A 15,416-nucleotide genomic window follows, 5' to 3' on the forward strand; every position below is an offset into this window, starting at 1 on the left:
ATCCCGCTCCAAACTTCCGTCCAGAGCAACAAACCAGCAATCCGCCAATTCGCTTGATTTCTTTAGAACGAAAGACTTCGTCGCCAGCAGCGCCGCCGCCCTCGTTCAGTGAGTGGGCTTATAATCCCACACCCTCGAAACAGTCAACAGGCCTTTTTCAAAAAAATCACTTTTCTCACATCCTATTGTTTTATAAAGGGATTTTACATCAGCCACCAAATCTCGCTCCTTTCCCGGATTCCGATCGTGCCAGGAAGCCCGGAAAACATGACTGTTTGTCGGTTTTGTTGTGGAAGATGCGATTTCGATCGGCCTTGCCCCGACATCATCACATTCTGCTGGTCAGAGGAAACACGCACGATTCACGCAGGCATGCGCACGTAGAGTGCCTATTCCGGTGTGATTTGACTTCCGTGCCCAAAATATGCACATCTTTCGCCCCAGCCAGGATGGCCCGCGGATGCCCATAACGACATCGAATGTAAGGATGCGAACCCAGCTGCCATGATGACGGAGAAAATGATGATCCGCTCGCTGGGCAGCGAGCCTCCGCTTCTGGCAGACGGGCGACGCGCGCCCGACCGGCGCGAGGTTTCGCTTCGCTGGCTTTCGGGCACGTTCCTCACCGGCATTACCTCTTCGATCCTCATGGGTGTCGCGCTTTTTGCCGCCCTCGATGGCCGGCAGCAGCTGGCAATCCCGGCCGAAGCCTATGCAAGCGCATCGGCAGACGCACATCAGGATACGTCTGTGACCCGCGGCGGCCGTTTGATCGCCCCCGTTATCGCCGCCAAGCCATCTGACCGCGCCATCATGGAGGTCTCGACCGTCGTTCACGATGGCGAGAAGGAAGTCGTGCGTCGCCAGCCCTTCTCCCATGTGAAGATGATGTTGGCTGCCAATCACGTCGCGACCGAGGATTATCCGGACTTCGATCCGCTGGCGATCTTCTCTGCCGACGAGCCCCAGCCCGCAGCGCAAAGCCGCACCGGTGCGATTTACGGTTCCGATGTCGAATCCGAAGTGGCGCTGAAGACCGTTCCCTTCCCGACCAGCAAGTCGGACCTCAATATGGCCCCCGGCCTGTCGCTTGACGAAGTCGAGGAAAATGTCCGCTCGAACGGCTCCGTTCTGACGGACGGAAATGCCCAGCTTGCAGCCCTCTACTATGTGGATCCTCGCCGTTTCTCCGCCGAGGACAACGACGTCGACCTGACCGCCGGCCTTGCGGCGCGTGTGCTCGAGCAGAACATGACGGTCTCGGCACCGGAATCCATCACACCGCAGACCGAAGAATTCGCCGACGATATCCTGCCGGTGCGCCAGGATACGACAATCGCCAAGGCGCTCGCCGATTCCGGCTATCCGCAGCCGCAGGCAGACGGCATGGCCGGTTATATCGCCCCCCTGTTCGGCACCGATACGCTTTCGAAGGGCGACGTCCTGCGCATCGGTATCATTCAGAAGGGCGAGCAGGCCAAGATCATCCGAGCCAGCATCTATCGCGGCACGCGCCATCTCATCACCGTCGCCCTCGACGACAAGGGCCGTTTCGTGGCCGGCAGCGAACCACCGACGCTGGATGCAATCGCCACCGCTTTCGAGGACAATTCCTTCGCCCCGCCCGCCGGCCAGAATTTGCCGCGCGTTTATGACGGCATTTACCGCGCATCCCTTTCCTATGGCATGACCAAGGACATGACGGCGCTCGTCATCAAGCTACTCGCCAGCAATGTCGATTTCCAGGCGCAATTGAAGCCGGCAGACTATCTCGAAGCCTTCTTCTCCGTCGCCGACAGCAACGGCCAGGCGACCGAGGATTCCGAGCTTCTCTACGTCAATGCCCGCTTCGGCGATACGCTGACGCGCTTCTATCGCTTCCAGGACCCGGAAGACGGCACGATCGACTACTTCGATCAGGACGGCAAGAGCATCCGCCAGTTCCTGCTGCGCAACCCGGTTCCGAATGGTATCTTCAAATCCGGCTTCGGCATGCGCCGCCACCCCATTCTCGGTTTCGCGCGCATGCATACCGGTGTCGACTGGGCAGCCCCGCGCGGCACAGCGATCATTGCGGCGGGTAACGGCACGGTCGAGAAGGCCGGCTGGGATTCCGGCGGTTACGGCAACCAGACGATCGTCCGCCATGCCAACGGCTACGAATCCTCCTATAACCACCAGAGCGCCATCGCCAAGGGCATCGTGCCGGGCACCAAGGTGCGACAGGGTCAGGTCATCGGCTGGGTAGGAACGACAGGCGAATCCACCGGCCCGCACCTGCACTACGAACTGATCGTCAACGGCACGAAGGTCGACCCGCTGCGTATTCGACTGCCGGGCGGCAAGTCGCTCCAGGGCGATGCACTCGCAAAGTTCGAGGACGAGCGCAAGCGCATCGACACGCTGCTGAACAACCAGCCCGCCTCGGATCAGGTCGCGAGCAAGTAACCTTCCCTTCAAGCAGAAGCAAAAATGGCGGCCCGAAAGCCGCCATCTTCAATCCCTGTCTGCGCAGCGTTACGCCGCTTCGTTGACCGCCTGTTTTGTGCGGAACAGCAATCGGTCGGAACCGCTGGTGATCTTCACCATCGACCCATCTGGCACCTGGCCCGAAAGGATCTGCTCGGCAAGCGGATCCTGCACGAACTTCTGGATCACCCGCTTCAGCGGACGGGCGCCATAAACGGGATCATACCCCTTGTTGGCCAGCCAGTTGCGAGCATCCTCATCGATATCGAGCGTAATCTTGCGTTCGGACAGCAACGACAACAACCGCTTCAGCTGAATATCCACGATCGCGCCCATCTCCTCGCGCTTCAGGCGGTGGAAGAGGATGATCTCGTCAATACGGTTCAGGAATTCCGGCCGGAAATGACCGCGGACCACATCCATGACCTGTTCGCGAACGGTATCGCTGTCGTCACCTTCGCGCAGTTGCGTGAGATATTCAGCACCGAGGTTCGACGTCATAATGATCATCGTATTGCGGAAGTCGACCGTCCGGCCCTGGCCGTCGGTCAGGCGACCGTCGTCAAGCACCTGCAACAGGATGTTGAAGACATCGGGATGCGCCTTCTCGATCTCGTCGAACAACACGACCTGGTAGGGCCTGCGGCGAACAGCTTCCGTCAGCGCGCCACCTTCATCATAACCGACATAGCCGGGAGGTGCGCCGATCAGCCGAGCCACGGAATGCTTTTCCATGTATTCCGACATATCCATGCGCACCATCGCCGTCTCGTCGTCGAAGAGGAAGCGGGCGAGCGCCTTGGTGAGCTCCGTCTTGCCAACACCGGTCGGACCGAGGAAGATGAACGAACCGATCGGCCGGTTCGGATCCTGAAGGCCGGCGCGTGCACGGCGCACGGCGCGGGATACGGCCTGAACCGCATCGCCCTGACCGATGACCGATTTCGCCAGCTCGTCTTCCATCCGAAGCAGCTTGTCGCGTTCGCCTTCCAGCATCTTATCGACCGGGATGCCGGTCCAGCGGGAGACGATATGGGCGATATTGTCGGGGGTCACGACCTCCTGCACCATCGCATTGCGGCTATTGTCTTCCTTGCTTTCGGCATCGGCCAGCTGCTTTTCGAGACCCGGGATCACGCCATAGGCGAGTTCGCCGGCGCGCTGGAATTCACCCTTACGCTGGGCAATCGCCAGTTCGTTGCGGGCATCGTCGAGCTGCTTCTTGAGGTCAGCAGCAAGGCCGAGTTTCTGCTTTTCCGCCTGCCAGCGGGCCGTCAGCGCATCCGCTTCTTCCTCGATTGAGGAAAGCTCGGTTTCCAGCCGCTTCAGCCGATCAGCGGAGGCGACGTCGGTTTCCTTCTTTAGCGCCTCGCGCTCGATCTTAAGCTGGATGATGCGGCGGTCGAGCTCGTCGAGCTCTTCCGGCTTTGAATCCACCTGCATACGCAGGCGGGCAGCCGCCTCGTCCATCAGGTCGATCGCCTTGTCCGGCAGGAAACGGTCGGTGATGTAGCGGTTCGAAAGGGTTGCAGCGGCAACCAGTGCGGCATCGGCGATACGCACCTTGTGATGCTGCTCGTACTTTTCCTTCAGGCCGCGCAGGATCGAGATCGTGTCTTCGACCGTCGGCTCCTCGACCATGACCGGCTGGAAGCGGCGGGCAAGAGCCGGGTCCTTTTCGACATGCTTGCGATACTCATCGAGTGTCGTTGCGCCGACGCAATGCAGCTCGCCACGGGCAAGCGCAGGCTTCAGCAGATTGGAGGCGTCCATCGCCCCATCCGCCTTGCCGGCACCGACAAGCGTGTGCATTTCGTCGATGAAGAGGATGATCTCGCCGTTTTCCGACTGAACCTCGTTCAGCACGGCCTTCAGGCGCTCTTCGAATTCGCCTCGGAACTTCGCACCGGCGATCAGGGCACCCATATCGAGCGCCATCAACTTCTTGTCCTTCAGGCTTTCCGGCACATCACCATTGACGATGCGCAGCGCAAGACCTTCGACGATCGCGGTCTTGCCGACGCCGGGCTCACCGATGAGAACAGGGTTGTTCTTGGTGCGGCGGGAGAGAACCTGGATCGTGCGGCGGATTTCGTCGTCGCGGCCGATAACAGGATCGAGCCTGCCCTCACGGGCCTCGGCGGTCAGGTCGCGCGCGTATTTCTTCAGGCTGTCGAAGCCCTGCTCGGCACTTGCCGTATCGGCCGTGCGGCCCTTGCGGATTTCGTTGATGACCTGATTGAGCGCCTGCGCGGTCACGCCTGCATTCTTCAACGACTGATAGGTCGAGGCAGAGCTTTCGATCGCCAGCGCCTGCAACAGACGCTCGACCGTCACGAAACTATCGCCAGCCTTCTTGGCAGCCTCTTCGGCGGTAGAGAAAACCTTGGCGAGCGGCTGAGCGAGATAGATGTTGCCGTTACCGCCGGAAATCTTCGGCAGTTTGGCAAGTGCTGCGTCATTGGCAAGCCGCGCGGCCTTGGCATCGCCGCCAGCGCGCTCGATCAGCGAAGCGGCCATGCCCTGATCATCGTCGAGCAGGACTTTGAGAACATGTTCCGCAGTGAATTGCTGGTGGCCCTGCGCCAGCGCGTAAGTCTGGGCAGACTGAACGAAACCGCGCACCCGCTCGGAGTATTTTTCGATATTCATATGCTACCTCCATGAATCGCCCTGCCCTTCATAAGGCACAGGCCGATGATTGAGATTGAGCTCCCTCAAAAGGCAAGCCCTGTTTGTCGCCAGCGAGATTTCCGGCAAACGAAACTGAACAGGATATGGTGGGAAATCCCGGGAGTTTAAAGGGGTGAAGCATGCGAAAAGCGCTGCCTCCGAGGCCTCTTCGCCCGAGCGCTGACCATGTCCGGACGCGTCCAGTTCTTATCGAAGAAATCCTCGACCCTACCATAGGCGCGATGCGAAAATATGCGCCGGGTGATCACAGCACGACAAGCAGCCTTGAACTCCCCAAACAGAAAAGCCGCCCAAAAGAGCGGCCTTTCAATTTGTCTATTCTGGAAGCGAGCTTATTCCGAAGCAGCCTCAGCTAGAACAGGTGCTTCGGCCGAAGCACCTTCCTCACCAGTTGCTTCACCTTCGGCACTCCGCCGCGGGCGGCGCGGGCGGCTGCTGGGATTGCGGCGGCGGGGCTGGCGCTGCTGCGTTGCGCCACCTTCCTCTTCCATCGCGACTTCAGCAGGAATGCCTTCGATTTCCGGCTGCGGGCCGGTCCCGTCGATTGCTTCGGCCTGCTGAACAGGGGCTGCCGGAGCAACCTGCTGCTGTTCGCGCGGCTGGCGTTCTTCGCGCTGTTGCTGGCGTTCTTCGCGTTGCGACTGGCGTTCTTCACGCTGCTGTTGATGAGGTGGCTGAACAACGACGACATCGTCATTGTCTGCCATATCCATTTCATCGCCGTCGCGATCCGAATTGTCACGATCATTAAAGTCGCCGCGATCATCGCGCTGGAAGCGTTCCTGCATCTGGGCCTGTGCGGCGGCAATGATGCGGTTGTAATGTTCGGCGTGCTGCAGGTAGTTTTCAGCAATGACGCGGTCCCCGGAGCTCTGGGCGTCACGGGCAAGCTGCGCATATTTTTCAGCGATGTGCTGAGCAGTACCGCGGATTTTCACGTCGGGGCCGGAGCTATCGTAAGTCCGGGTCAGCGGGTTTCCGCCCTTGCGGTTGAAATTGTTGTTATTGCTATTTCCACCACCGCCGCCGCCGCCGTTATTGTTATTACTGCCACGCCCTCGACCGCGCTTGTTCTGCTGTCCTGGCCTCATCGATCGTTCACCTGAATTCTCTGTTTGTGATTGGATACATGGCACCAACCGCCAAGACCGGTTCATCCGGATCAGGGCCTTCGTGCCGCAAGCATAGTGCGCCTTCGCGCCGACCTGCCGCTTGTCTTCAAGTCAGTTTGACTGATTCACGCATTGGGTCGTGTTCAACTTTTGAAACTCTCGTTTAAAAGAGCAGACCCCCGAAGCTGAGCAAGTACCGAACGAATCTCGTTCATTCCTATGCGCCCAACGCGTGAGGGCAACCTATATTGCTTCCTCGGGAAATCCAAGCCTTTTCTTCGCAATAGCAACAATGTCCAGTTCGATGCTGCAATTTGTCGCCGGTCATGCCGGCGAGAACACGAGCACTCTGTCGTTCTGACCATAGTCTTTCACGGATTTGAGGCACTTGAAGCCTTCCGCTTCAAAGATCGCCGTCACATCGTTTCGCTGATCATAGCCAATTTCCAGTCCGACGACCCCATTTGATCGTACGAACCTTGCTGCATCCTTTGCTATGGCTTTGTAGGCGTCAAGCCCATCCGGGCCGCCATCCAGAGCTGCAGCCGGATCAAATTTCGTCACTTCGGGAGCGAGATCGTGAATGACATTGGAAGCAATATAGGGCGGATTTGAGACAATCGCATGAAACGTCCCATGGATGTTCTCAAACCAGCTCGATCGAATAGCCGTGAATCGGTCCTGCAATCCGTGTCTTTCTGCGTTTGATCTTGCCGTCTCAAGTGCATCGGTCGAAATATCGCTGCCGATGCCTGATGCTTCCGGACATTCATTGAGGAGCGCAAGGCAAATCGCTCCAGTCCCGGTTCCTATGTCTAGGATATGGAGATTGCCCTGCGTCTTTGCAAGGTCGCGCAGATAGGGAATGATCGTATCGACGAGGATTTCCGTATCGGGCCGCGGCTCCAGCGTGCCGGCGGACAGCGAAAGCGGCAGACCGTAGAATTCCCGCTCTCCCAGGATGCGGTGCACCGGCTCGTGCTTCAACCGCCTTTCGATAGCGCGGCCGATACTGTCCGCCTGCTCTTCTGAAACCGGTTCACGGCCGGCTGTCAGCATCTCGGTCGGTGAAAGCTCCAGTAATCCCGAAATCAGCAACCGCGCATCGGTCTGCGGATCGGCAATACCCGCTTCCGTGAAGCGACGCCGGGCTTCGGAAAGCATCTCTGAAACCGTCGACCCGGATGCGATCATTGCTGTTCGCCAAGCAGCGCGAGCTGGCTCGCCTGATAGTCGGCCAGCAACGCGTCCACCACTTCGTCAATCTCGCCGACCATCATCCGGTCGAGCTTGTAGAGTGTCAGGTTGATGCGGTGGTCGGTCACGCGCCCCTGTGGAAAGTTGTAGGTGCGGATACGCTCGGAGCGGTCGCCCGAGCCGACCTGGCTCTTGCGGTCGGCGGAACGTTCACTATCGGCCCTCTGCCGCTCGGCATCGTAAAGCCGCGAACGCAACACCTGCATGGCCTTGGCGCGGTTCTGGTGCTGCGATTTTTCCGAGCTGGTCACCACGATACCCGTCGGCAGATGCGTGATGCGCACTGCAGAGTCCGTCGTGTTGACGTGCTGGCCGCCCGCACCCGAGGAGCGCATCGTATCGATGCGGATATCCTCTGGCCGTATTTCGATATCGATCTCCTCGGCCTCGGGCAGAACGGCAACGGTCGCTGCCGAGGTATGGATACGCCCGCCCGCTTCCGTTTCCGGCACGCGCTGCACGCGATGTACGCCGGATTCGAATTTCAGCTTGGCGAAGACGCCCTTGCCAGTGATCGTCGCAATGATTTCTTTGTAGCCGCCGGCTTCTCCATCGCTCGCCGAGAGCACTTCGACCTTCCAGCCATGCGCTGCCGCATAACGCTCATACATGCGGAAGAGGTCGCCGGCGAAAAGTGCCGCCTCGTTGCCACCGGTGCCGGCTCGGATTTCCAGGATTGCGCTCTTCTCGTCAGCCGCATCCTTCGGCAGCAGCAAGATCTGGATTTCATTCTCCAGCGCCTCGATCCGCTCCTTCACATCGGGCAGTTCGAGCTCGGCAAGGTCGCGCATTTCTCGGTCGACGGACTTGTCCTCAAGCAGCATCTCCAGATCGGCAAGCTCGCCGACCGCCTTTTCATAGGCGCGGATCATGGTTACCACCGGCTGCAGTTCGGAATATTCGGATGCAAGCTTTACATAGACATCGGCCGACGGGCCGGCCGACATGCGCGCTTCGATCTCGCCGAAGCGGCGCTCAAGCTCACGCATCTTTTCAATGGGAAGCTTCGCCACCCCTTACTCCTATTCTTCTTATATATGTCTAAAGGGGAATATTGTGGCTCTCGGCGAAGCGGGCAAGCACTTCGCGCATCGGCGTCGTCGCGTGGCGGTCGTCCAACGCCTCATTGACCGCCGCCGTCAGCGCCCCCGCATCAAGGCTGAGCAGCATCGCCTTGACCGGTCCGATCGATGCCGGCGACATGGAGATGGAGCGGAAGCCGACACCGAGCAGGGCCATGGCCGAGAGCGGTTTGCCAGCCAGCTCGCCACAGAGCGTCACCGGCGTCTTGTTGCGATCCGCACCGCGCACAATATCGCGCAGGATGCGCAGGAATGGCCGCTCAAGCGGATCGAAGCGATCGGACACCCGCGCATTGCCGCGGTCGACAGCCATGGCGAACTGGAAGAGATCGTTGGATCCGACAGAGACGAAGTCAACCGCATCCATCAGCTCGTCGAGCTGCCAGAGCAGCGCCGGCACTTCCAACATCGCGCCGAACTGCAGCTTGCGCGGCAGGCCGTGGCCGAAGCGCGACAGATGCTGAACTTCTTTCTGCAGGAGCTCGCGCACCTGCCGGAGTTCCGAAACTTCAGTCACCATTGGCACCATCAGCTTCAGCTCAGCACCCGCCGCAGCCTTCAGCATGGCGCGCAACTGCGTGCGCAAGAGACCCGGCCTGTCGAGAGACAGGCGGATCGCCCGCCAGCCGAGTGCCGGGTTCTCTTCCTCGTGACCGCGGAAATACGGCACAACCTTGTCGCCGCCAATATCGAGCGTCCGGAAGGTCACGGTACGGCCACCCGCCTGCTTCAGCACATTGCGGTAGAACATCTCCTGCTCTTCCGCTTTCGGCATGGTCGACGCGATCATGAACTGCAGTTCAGTACGGAAAAGACCAATGCCTTCCGCCCCCGATTCCGCCAGTTGCGGCAGGTCGACCAGCAGGCCCGCATTCATCTGCAGTTGTATGCGCTGCCCGTCCCGGGTGACCGGTTCCACGGAGCGCAAAGCCCGGAACTGCTCCTGCCGCCGCGCGCGGAAGCGCACCTTTTCCTCATAAGAGCGCCGATGATCCGGCATCGGCCGGATATGCACATGCCCTTCGTCGCCATCGATGATGACGGCATCGCCATTTTCGGCAAGCGCTACGACACCCGCCGCCTGGCCGATCACCGGAATGCCCATGGCGCGCGCGACGATCACCACATGGCTCGTTACCGCACCCTCTTCCAGCACCAGGCCGCGCACATTGGCGCGCGGATAATCGAGCAGTTCGGCGGCACCCATGGCACGCGCCAAAATGATCGCATCGGTCGGGAAGCCCTCGGCGGTCGTGCGGCCGGTATAGCCCGTCAACACGCGCAGCAGCCGGTTCGCGAGATCCTCGAAATCATGCATCCGCTCGCGCAGATAAGGGTCCGTCAGGCGCATCATGCGCGCCTTTGTGTCGCTCTGGACCTTCTCGACTGCCGCCTCGGCGGTCAAGCCGTTGCGGATCGCCTCTTCCAGCTTGCGCACCCAACCCTGGTCGTGTGCGAACATGCGATAGGTTTCCAGCACCTCGCGATGCTCGCCTTCCATGGAAACGTCACGGCGCGACAGCATGTCGTCGATGGAGATCCGGAGCGACCCCATGGCTTCCGCCAGCCGCCGGATTTCCTTCTCCGCATCCTCGTTGAGCAGATTGGTGACAACGATACGCGGTTCATGCAGCACGACGTAGCCAAGACCGATGCCGTCATTATACGTATCGCCGTCGACAGTGACTGAACGGGTGAGATCGAGTTCGAGGCCTGGCTTGGTGATTTTCTTGAGCTCGCCGGTCGCGATCATCTCCGCGAGAACCATCGCCGTCGTTTCGAGCGCTTCCAGCTCCTCGTCGCGATAATTGCGGCTTGCCTTGTTCTGCACCACGAGAACGCCGAGCGAACGTCCCGTCCGCAGGATCGGCACGCCGAGGAAGGAATGGTAGATCTCCTCGCCCGTTTCCGGCAGGTAGCGGAAGGCCGGATGTGACTGCGCGTCGGACAGATTGAGCGGCTGGGCCGATGCGGCGATCGTGCCGACGAGGCCCTGCCCCATCTTCAGCTGCGAAAGGTGGACGGCTTCCTTATTGAGACCTTCGGTAGCATAGAGCTCAAGAACGCCGTCGGCGCGCAGAACATAGACGGAGCAGACCTCCGCCACCATGTTGCTCGCGATCTGGCGAACAATCCGATCGAGGCGCTCTTGCGGCTCCAGCGGCTCCGCCATCAACTCGCGCAGCCGCTTGAGCAGCACGCGCGGACCGCCGGAAAGGTCTCTCATTGCGTCTCAAGCTCCCCGAAACAAACGCTTGATGCGGCCAGAAGAACCGGCCGCATCTTCAACCTGAAGGGGCATGCCGCCCGCTGGGAATCAATTCTTATCCAGACCGTAGCAGGAATGCAAAGTTCTGACAGCGAGTTCTGCATAGGGACCATCGATCAGGATCGAAATCTTGATTTCCGAGGTCGTGATCGCCTTGATGTTGATGCCCTTTTCGGCGAGCGCCCGGAAGGCGGTCGCTGCAACGCCGGCATGGCTGCGCATGCCGATGCCGATGACGGAAACCTTAACCAGCCCGGATTCGCTCTGCGCGACGTCGTAGCCGATCTTTTCCTTGTTGTCGGAGAGAACCTTGATGGCCTTCTCGACATCGCCCGAGGGGACGGTGAAGGTCATGTCCGTCTTCGAACCGTCTTCGGAAATGTTCTGGACGATCATGTCGACGTTGATGTGGCTTTCGGCAAGCGGCCCGAAGATCGCGGCGGAAACGCCCGGTCGGTCGGCAAGACGGCGAAGCGAGATCTGAGCCTCATCCTTGGCATAGGCGATGCCGGTGACTACTTCCTGTTCCACGATTTCATCCTCGTCACAAATCAGCGTTCCGGGCGGGTTCAAGAGGTCGCCCATGCCCGGAGCATCGGGATCCTCGAAAGACGAACGCACGAAAGTGCGTACCTTGTGCACCATGGCAAGCTCGACCGAGCGCACCTGAAGAACCTTGGCGCCGAGCGACGCCATTTCCAGCATTTCTTCGAAAGCGATCTTCTTCAGGCGGCGTGCCTTGGGCTCGATGCGTGGGTCGGTCGTGTAGACGCCGTCGACATCGGTATAGATGTCGCAGCGATCGGCTTTTACCGCAGCGGCGATCGCCACGGCAGACGTGTCCGATCCACCGCGCCCGAGTGTCGAGATACGGTTATCGGGACCGAGTCCCTGGAAGCCGGCGACGACCGCAACCTGGCCCTCACCCATGCGCTTGATGATATCGGTCCCGTCGATTTCCATGATGCGCGCCGCGCCATGCGCGTTGTCGGTGCGGATCGGGATCTGCCAACCCTGCCAGGAACGGGCATTGATGCCCATGCTCTGTAGCGCAATTGCCAGAAGGCCTGAGGTGACCTGCTCGCCGGAGGCGACAATGGTGTCGTACTCGCGCGCATCGTAGAAGGGCGAGTTGGCGCCGATCACCTTCGGCGTATTCTGAACCCATCCGACCAGCTCGTTGGTCTTGCCGGACATGGCGGAAACGACGACCGCCACCTCATGGCCGGCATCAACTTCGCGTTTCACGTGGCGGGCGACGTTTTTGATACGGTCCAGGTCAGCGACGGACGTCCCGCCGAATTTCATAACGATGCGCGCCATAAGCCTCTACCACGACCCGCGTGCGATTGCCGGAAACGGGATTTGCTTCCCCGGCACGCTACGCGCCATTCACAAACCACCGGGAGGTCTATATCAACCCTCCCAGACATCAGAAAATTCTGGCTGTCGATCGACCGAAGAGCCCGGAAATACTGGTTTCTGGAACACTTCCAACGCCCGCCAACCAAGGACGAAAGTTGGCGCGTCTCTTAGCGAGTTTGATGGGGGGTGGCAAGGGCGGGAAGAAAGCGAAGTGGAAGGGTATTTCATCCTGACCAGCGGCCGTGGATAATCGCCCTTCTGAATCTCAGAGCAAGGACGATCAGATGGCAGCTTCAGCCCAATAGCAGTCCTCGCGAAAATCTGAAACGTGGATCCTCGCAACCACCATGAAACTTAGTTGCGCCAAATGCGTTTAAATCACAGATAAACGTCTCAGAAGGCTGGTGATGAAAATGAGAAGATTAGCGATTTTTGCCCTGTCGATAGCAACCGCATTCTCCGGAATACCAGCCTGGGCAGGGCCGGCCTATGTGGAAAATCCGGTTCAATCCGCACCGCAATCCCTGGGCGGCGAAGCTGAGCTTCTGAAGGTAGGCTGCAATAATTTCACCAAGTGCCCGCGCTTCGACTACGGCTCGCGTGGCGGCCGCGATTATCGCTACAGTGATCGTTATCGTGATGATCGTCGATGGAACGGGGACCGCCGCTACTACGGCAACCGCTATGACGGTAACCGCTACTACCGCGACCGCTATTACCGCCGCGATAACACGGGCGCCATCATCGGCGGACTCGCAGCTGGCGCGATTATCGGCGGTATCATTGCTTCGCAGCCACGCGTGAGCGCCGGTAGTTCGCATGCCGATTATTGCTATAGCCGTTATCGCTCCTACCGTGCATCCGACAATACGTACCAGCCCACGTACGGTCCGCGCCGTCAATGCCGCTAGGCAATATCCGAACAAGCGCAAGAACCCCGCAGCAATGCGGGGTTTTTTATTGGCTGAAAGCGTCCGCAATTTTTGCAGTCTCCTGGCGACTCCCGTCAAGCAATGCGGCAGCCGCCAGCCCTTGACTTATTGCTCCGATCGTCCGACTTCACTGGCAGGACAAAGGAGCGGGCAAGATGACCGAAGCGGCGAAGACCACCGTTGACCAAAGCGAAGTCGATCGCTTTTCCGCCATGGCGGCCGAATGGTGGAGCCCAACCGGCAAGTTCAGGCCGCTGCACAAGTTCAATCCCGTTCGCCTTGCTTATATCCGCGATAAGGCGGCAGAGAATTTTTCGCGCAATCCGAGGAGTGCCAGGCCGCTTGAAGGCCTGCGTGTGCTCGATATCGGTTGCGGCGGCGGTCTGCTGTCGGAGCCGGTTGCCCGCATGGGCGCCGAGGTCGTCGGTGCAGACCCTTCGGAGAAGAACATCGGCATCGCCTCTACCCACGCCAAGGCATCGGGTGTTGTGGTCGACTATCGCGCCGTCACCGCAGAGCAGCTCGCCGAAGCCGGCGAAACCTTCGATATCGTGCTCAACATGGAAGTGGTGGAGCATGTGGCCGATGTCGAACTTTTCATGAATACCTGCGCCAGCATGGTCCGGCCGGGCGGGCTGATGTTCGTTGCCACCATCAACCGCACGATGAAGGCGGCTGCACTTGCGATCTTCGCCGCAGAAAACGTCCTGCGCTGGCTGCCGCGCGGCACGCATCAATATGAAAAGCTGGTTCGTCCTGAAGAGCTGGAAAAGCCGCTTGCGGCGAATGGCCTCGACATCATCGACCGTACAGGCGTCTTCTTCAATCCGCTGGCAAACCAGTGGAACCTGTCGAAGGACATGGATGTGAACTACGTGCTGCTGGCAAAACGGCCGGTCTGATCCGGCCGGTCTACAGTTTCAAGGCCGGCCGCAGGCTCCATATCAGTTCACGTCTTCGGGGAGGACCGGCAGAGCGGCGATTTCTATGCCCTCTTCCACTAGCGCCTGGGCTTCGTCGGGCGTCGCCTGGCCGATGATGCCGCGGGCATCCGCCTCACCGTAATGGATCTTGCGAGCTTCCTCTGGAAAGCGGGTTCCGACATCCTCGGATTTCGCCTTGATCTCTGCTACGGCTTCCTTGAGCTTGAGGAAGGCTTCGCGACGAGCTGCATCCATGGCAACCGTCTGCATCTCTTCCTTCTTGCGTGCGGTCGAAACGGATGGCGCCATCAGCGATTTGGAGATGGAAGCGGAATTGCACACAGGGCAAGTCAGAAAGCCATTTGCAACCTGCCGATCGAAATCGGCGCTTTCGGAAAACCAGCCTTCGAACTCGTGGGCATTTTCACAAATAAGGGAATAGCGGATCAAGCTGCTGTGCCTCCTGAAATTCCCCCCGCAATTCGCTCGATGGAAAATTCCCGGCCGTTCTTAAGGTTCGGAATCTTGTCATGCGCCACCTTTACGGCCGCCGGGTCGATCTCCGCGAGAATGACCGCCTCGCCAGACGGGCCGGCCGAAGCCAGCACCTTGCCCCAGGGATCGATGATCATCGAATGGCCGAATGTCTCGCGCCCATCCTCATGCAGGCCGGCTTGCGCGGCGGCGATGACGAAGACGCCATTCTCGATGGCGCGGGCTCGCAGCAGGATTTCCCAATGCGCCTCACCGGTTTGCTTCGTGAAAGCGGCCGGAACAGTAATCACTTCGGCGCCGGCAACCGCCTGCGCACGGAAAAGCTGCGGGAAACGCACGTCGTAGCAAATGGTGAAACCCATCTCCGCGAAAGGCAGCGACAGCACGCGCACCTCCGATCCCGGTCGATAGGCTGCGCTTTCGCGCCAGCTCTCGCCATTATCGAGATCGACGTCGAACATGTGGATCTTGTCGTAGCGGTTCAGGATATTGCCGTCAGGTCCGAAGAGAAACCCGCGATTGGCCATCTTGCCGTCATCGAGCGCAATCGCCGTCGAGCCGACATGCATGTAAAGGCCGAGCTCGGCGGCAAGCGTCGAACCGGTCTTGACGATGATGTCATTGCTCTCGTCGCGCAGCACTTCCTTTGCCGCCGCGCGGTTACGCTGCAGCATGCCGGTCATTTCGGGCGTCTGCACGTAAGTCGCGCCCTTTGCTGCGGCTTCCCGGACAAGTCGCGCCATCGAAGCGGCATTCCGCTCCGGATCGACACCGGAGCACATCTGGATGGCAGCGGCCGTGAAACTCATCGCTCTTCC

Annotated in this window: 11 protein-coding genes; 3 read left to right on the forward strand and 8 right to left on the reverse strand. The window is 59.8% G+C overall.

The window, feature by feature from the left end:
• Positions 1-504 precede the first annotated feature (504 nt).
• Positions 505-2,448, forward strand: a complete 1,944-nt coding sequence (locus tag AC1DNW_RS06210; RefSeq protein WP_113312028.1) for a M23 family metallopeptidase — start codon at positions 505-507, stop codon at positions 2,446-2,448.
• 69 nt (positions 2,449-2,517) lie between these two features.
• Here AC1DNW_RS06210 and clpB read toward each other — a convergent pair whose 3' ends face one another.
• The 6 genes from clpB to AC1DNW_RS06240 form a co-directional block, all read right to left on the reverse strand.
• Positions 2,518-5,121 carry an ATP-dependent chaperone ClpB gene (clpB, locus tag AC1DNW_RS06215; RefSeq protein ID WP_113312027.1) on the reverse strand — a complete coding sequence of 868 codons (2,604 nt, stop codon included), beginning with the start codon at positions 5,119-5,121 and terminating at the stop codon, positions 2,518-2,520.
• 374 nt (positions 5,122-5,495) lie between these two features.
• Positions 5,496-6,254 (reverse strand): DUF4167 domain-containing protein, encoded by a 759-nt coding sequence (locus AC1DNW_RS06220; protein ID WP_113312026.1) that lies wholly within the window; start codon positions 6,252-6,254, stop codon positions 5,496-5,498.
• Positions 6,255-6,599: 345 nt separating this feature from the next.
• Complete coding sequence (gene prmC / locus AC1DNW_RS06225) at positions 6,600-7,469, reverse strand: peptide chain release factor N(5)-glutamine methyltransferase (RefSeq protein WP_113312025.1); 870 nt, start codon at positions 7,467-7,469, stop codon at positions 6,600-6,602.
• Entirely contained in the window at positions 7,466-8,545 is a 1,080-nt protein-coding gene (prfA, locus tag AC1DNW_RS06230; RefSeq protein ID WP_113312024.1) for a peptide chain release factor 1, read from the reverse strand. The genes prmC and prfA overlap by 4 nt, the downstream gene beginning before the upstream one ends.
• A gap of 28 nt (positions 8,546-8,573) precedes the next feature.
• The gene (gene ptsP, locus AC1DNW_RS06235) at positions 8,574-10,841 is read right to left on the reverse strand and encodes a phosphoenolpyruvate--protein phosphotransferase (RefSeq protein ID WP_113312023.1); all 2,268 of its coding nucleotides are present in this window, start codon (positions 10,839-10,841) and stop codon (positions 8,574-8,576) included.
• 90 nt (positions 10,842-10,931) lie between these two features.
• Entirely contained in the window at positions 10,932-12,206 is a 1,275-nt protein-coding gene (locus tag AC1DNW_RS06240; RefSeq protein WP_113299047.1) for an aspartate kinase, read from the reverse strand.
• 455 nt (positions 12,207-12,661) lie between these two features.
• Here AC1DNW_RS06240 and AC1DNW_RS06245 point away from each other — a divergent pair, with 455 nt between their 5' ends.
• Together AC1DNW_RS06245 and ubiG are read left to right on the forward strand one after the other, a co-directional pair.
• Positions 12,662-13,159 (forward strand): BA14K family protein, encoded by a 498-nt coding sequence (locus tag AC1DNW_RS06245; RefSeq protein WP_113299176.1) that lies wholly within the window; start codon positions 12,662-12,664, stop codon positions 13,157-13,159.
• A gap of 176 nt (positions 13,160-13,335) precedes the next feature.
• Positions 13,336-14,082 (forward strand): bifunctional 2-polyprenyl-6-hydroxyphenol methylase/3-demethylubiquinol 3-O-methyltransferase UbiG, encoded by a 747-nt coding sequence (gene ubiG / locus AC1DNW_RS06250; protein ID WP_477852219.1) that lies wholly within the window; start codon positions 13,336-13,338, stop codon positions 14,080-14,082.
• 42 nt (positions 14,083-14,124) lie between these two features.
• Here ubiG and AC1DNW_RS06255 read toward each other — a convergent pair whose 3' ends face one another.
• Positions 14,125-14,553: a DUF1178 family protein gene (locus tag AC1DNW_RS06255; RefSeq protein WP_113312021.1), complete on the reverse strand. Its 429-nt coding sequence runs from the start codon at positions 14,551-14,553 to the stop codon at positions 14,125-14,127.
• The gene (locus tag AC1DNW_RS06260) at positions 14,550-15,407 is read right to left on the reverse strand and encodes a carbon-nitrogen hydrolase family protein (RefSeq protein ID WP_113312020.1); all 858 of its coding nucleotides are present in this window, start codon (positions 15,405-15,407) and stop codon (positions 14,550-14,552) included. The genes AC1DNW_RS06255 and AC1DNW_RS06260 overlap by 4 nt, the downstream gene beginning before the upstream one ends.
• Positions 15,408-15,416: the final 9 nt, after the last annotated feature.

Source organism: Rhizobium sp. 05L429 (genome assembly GCF_056397645.1).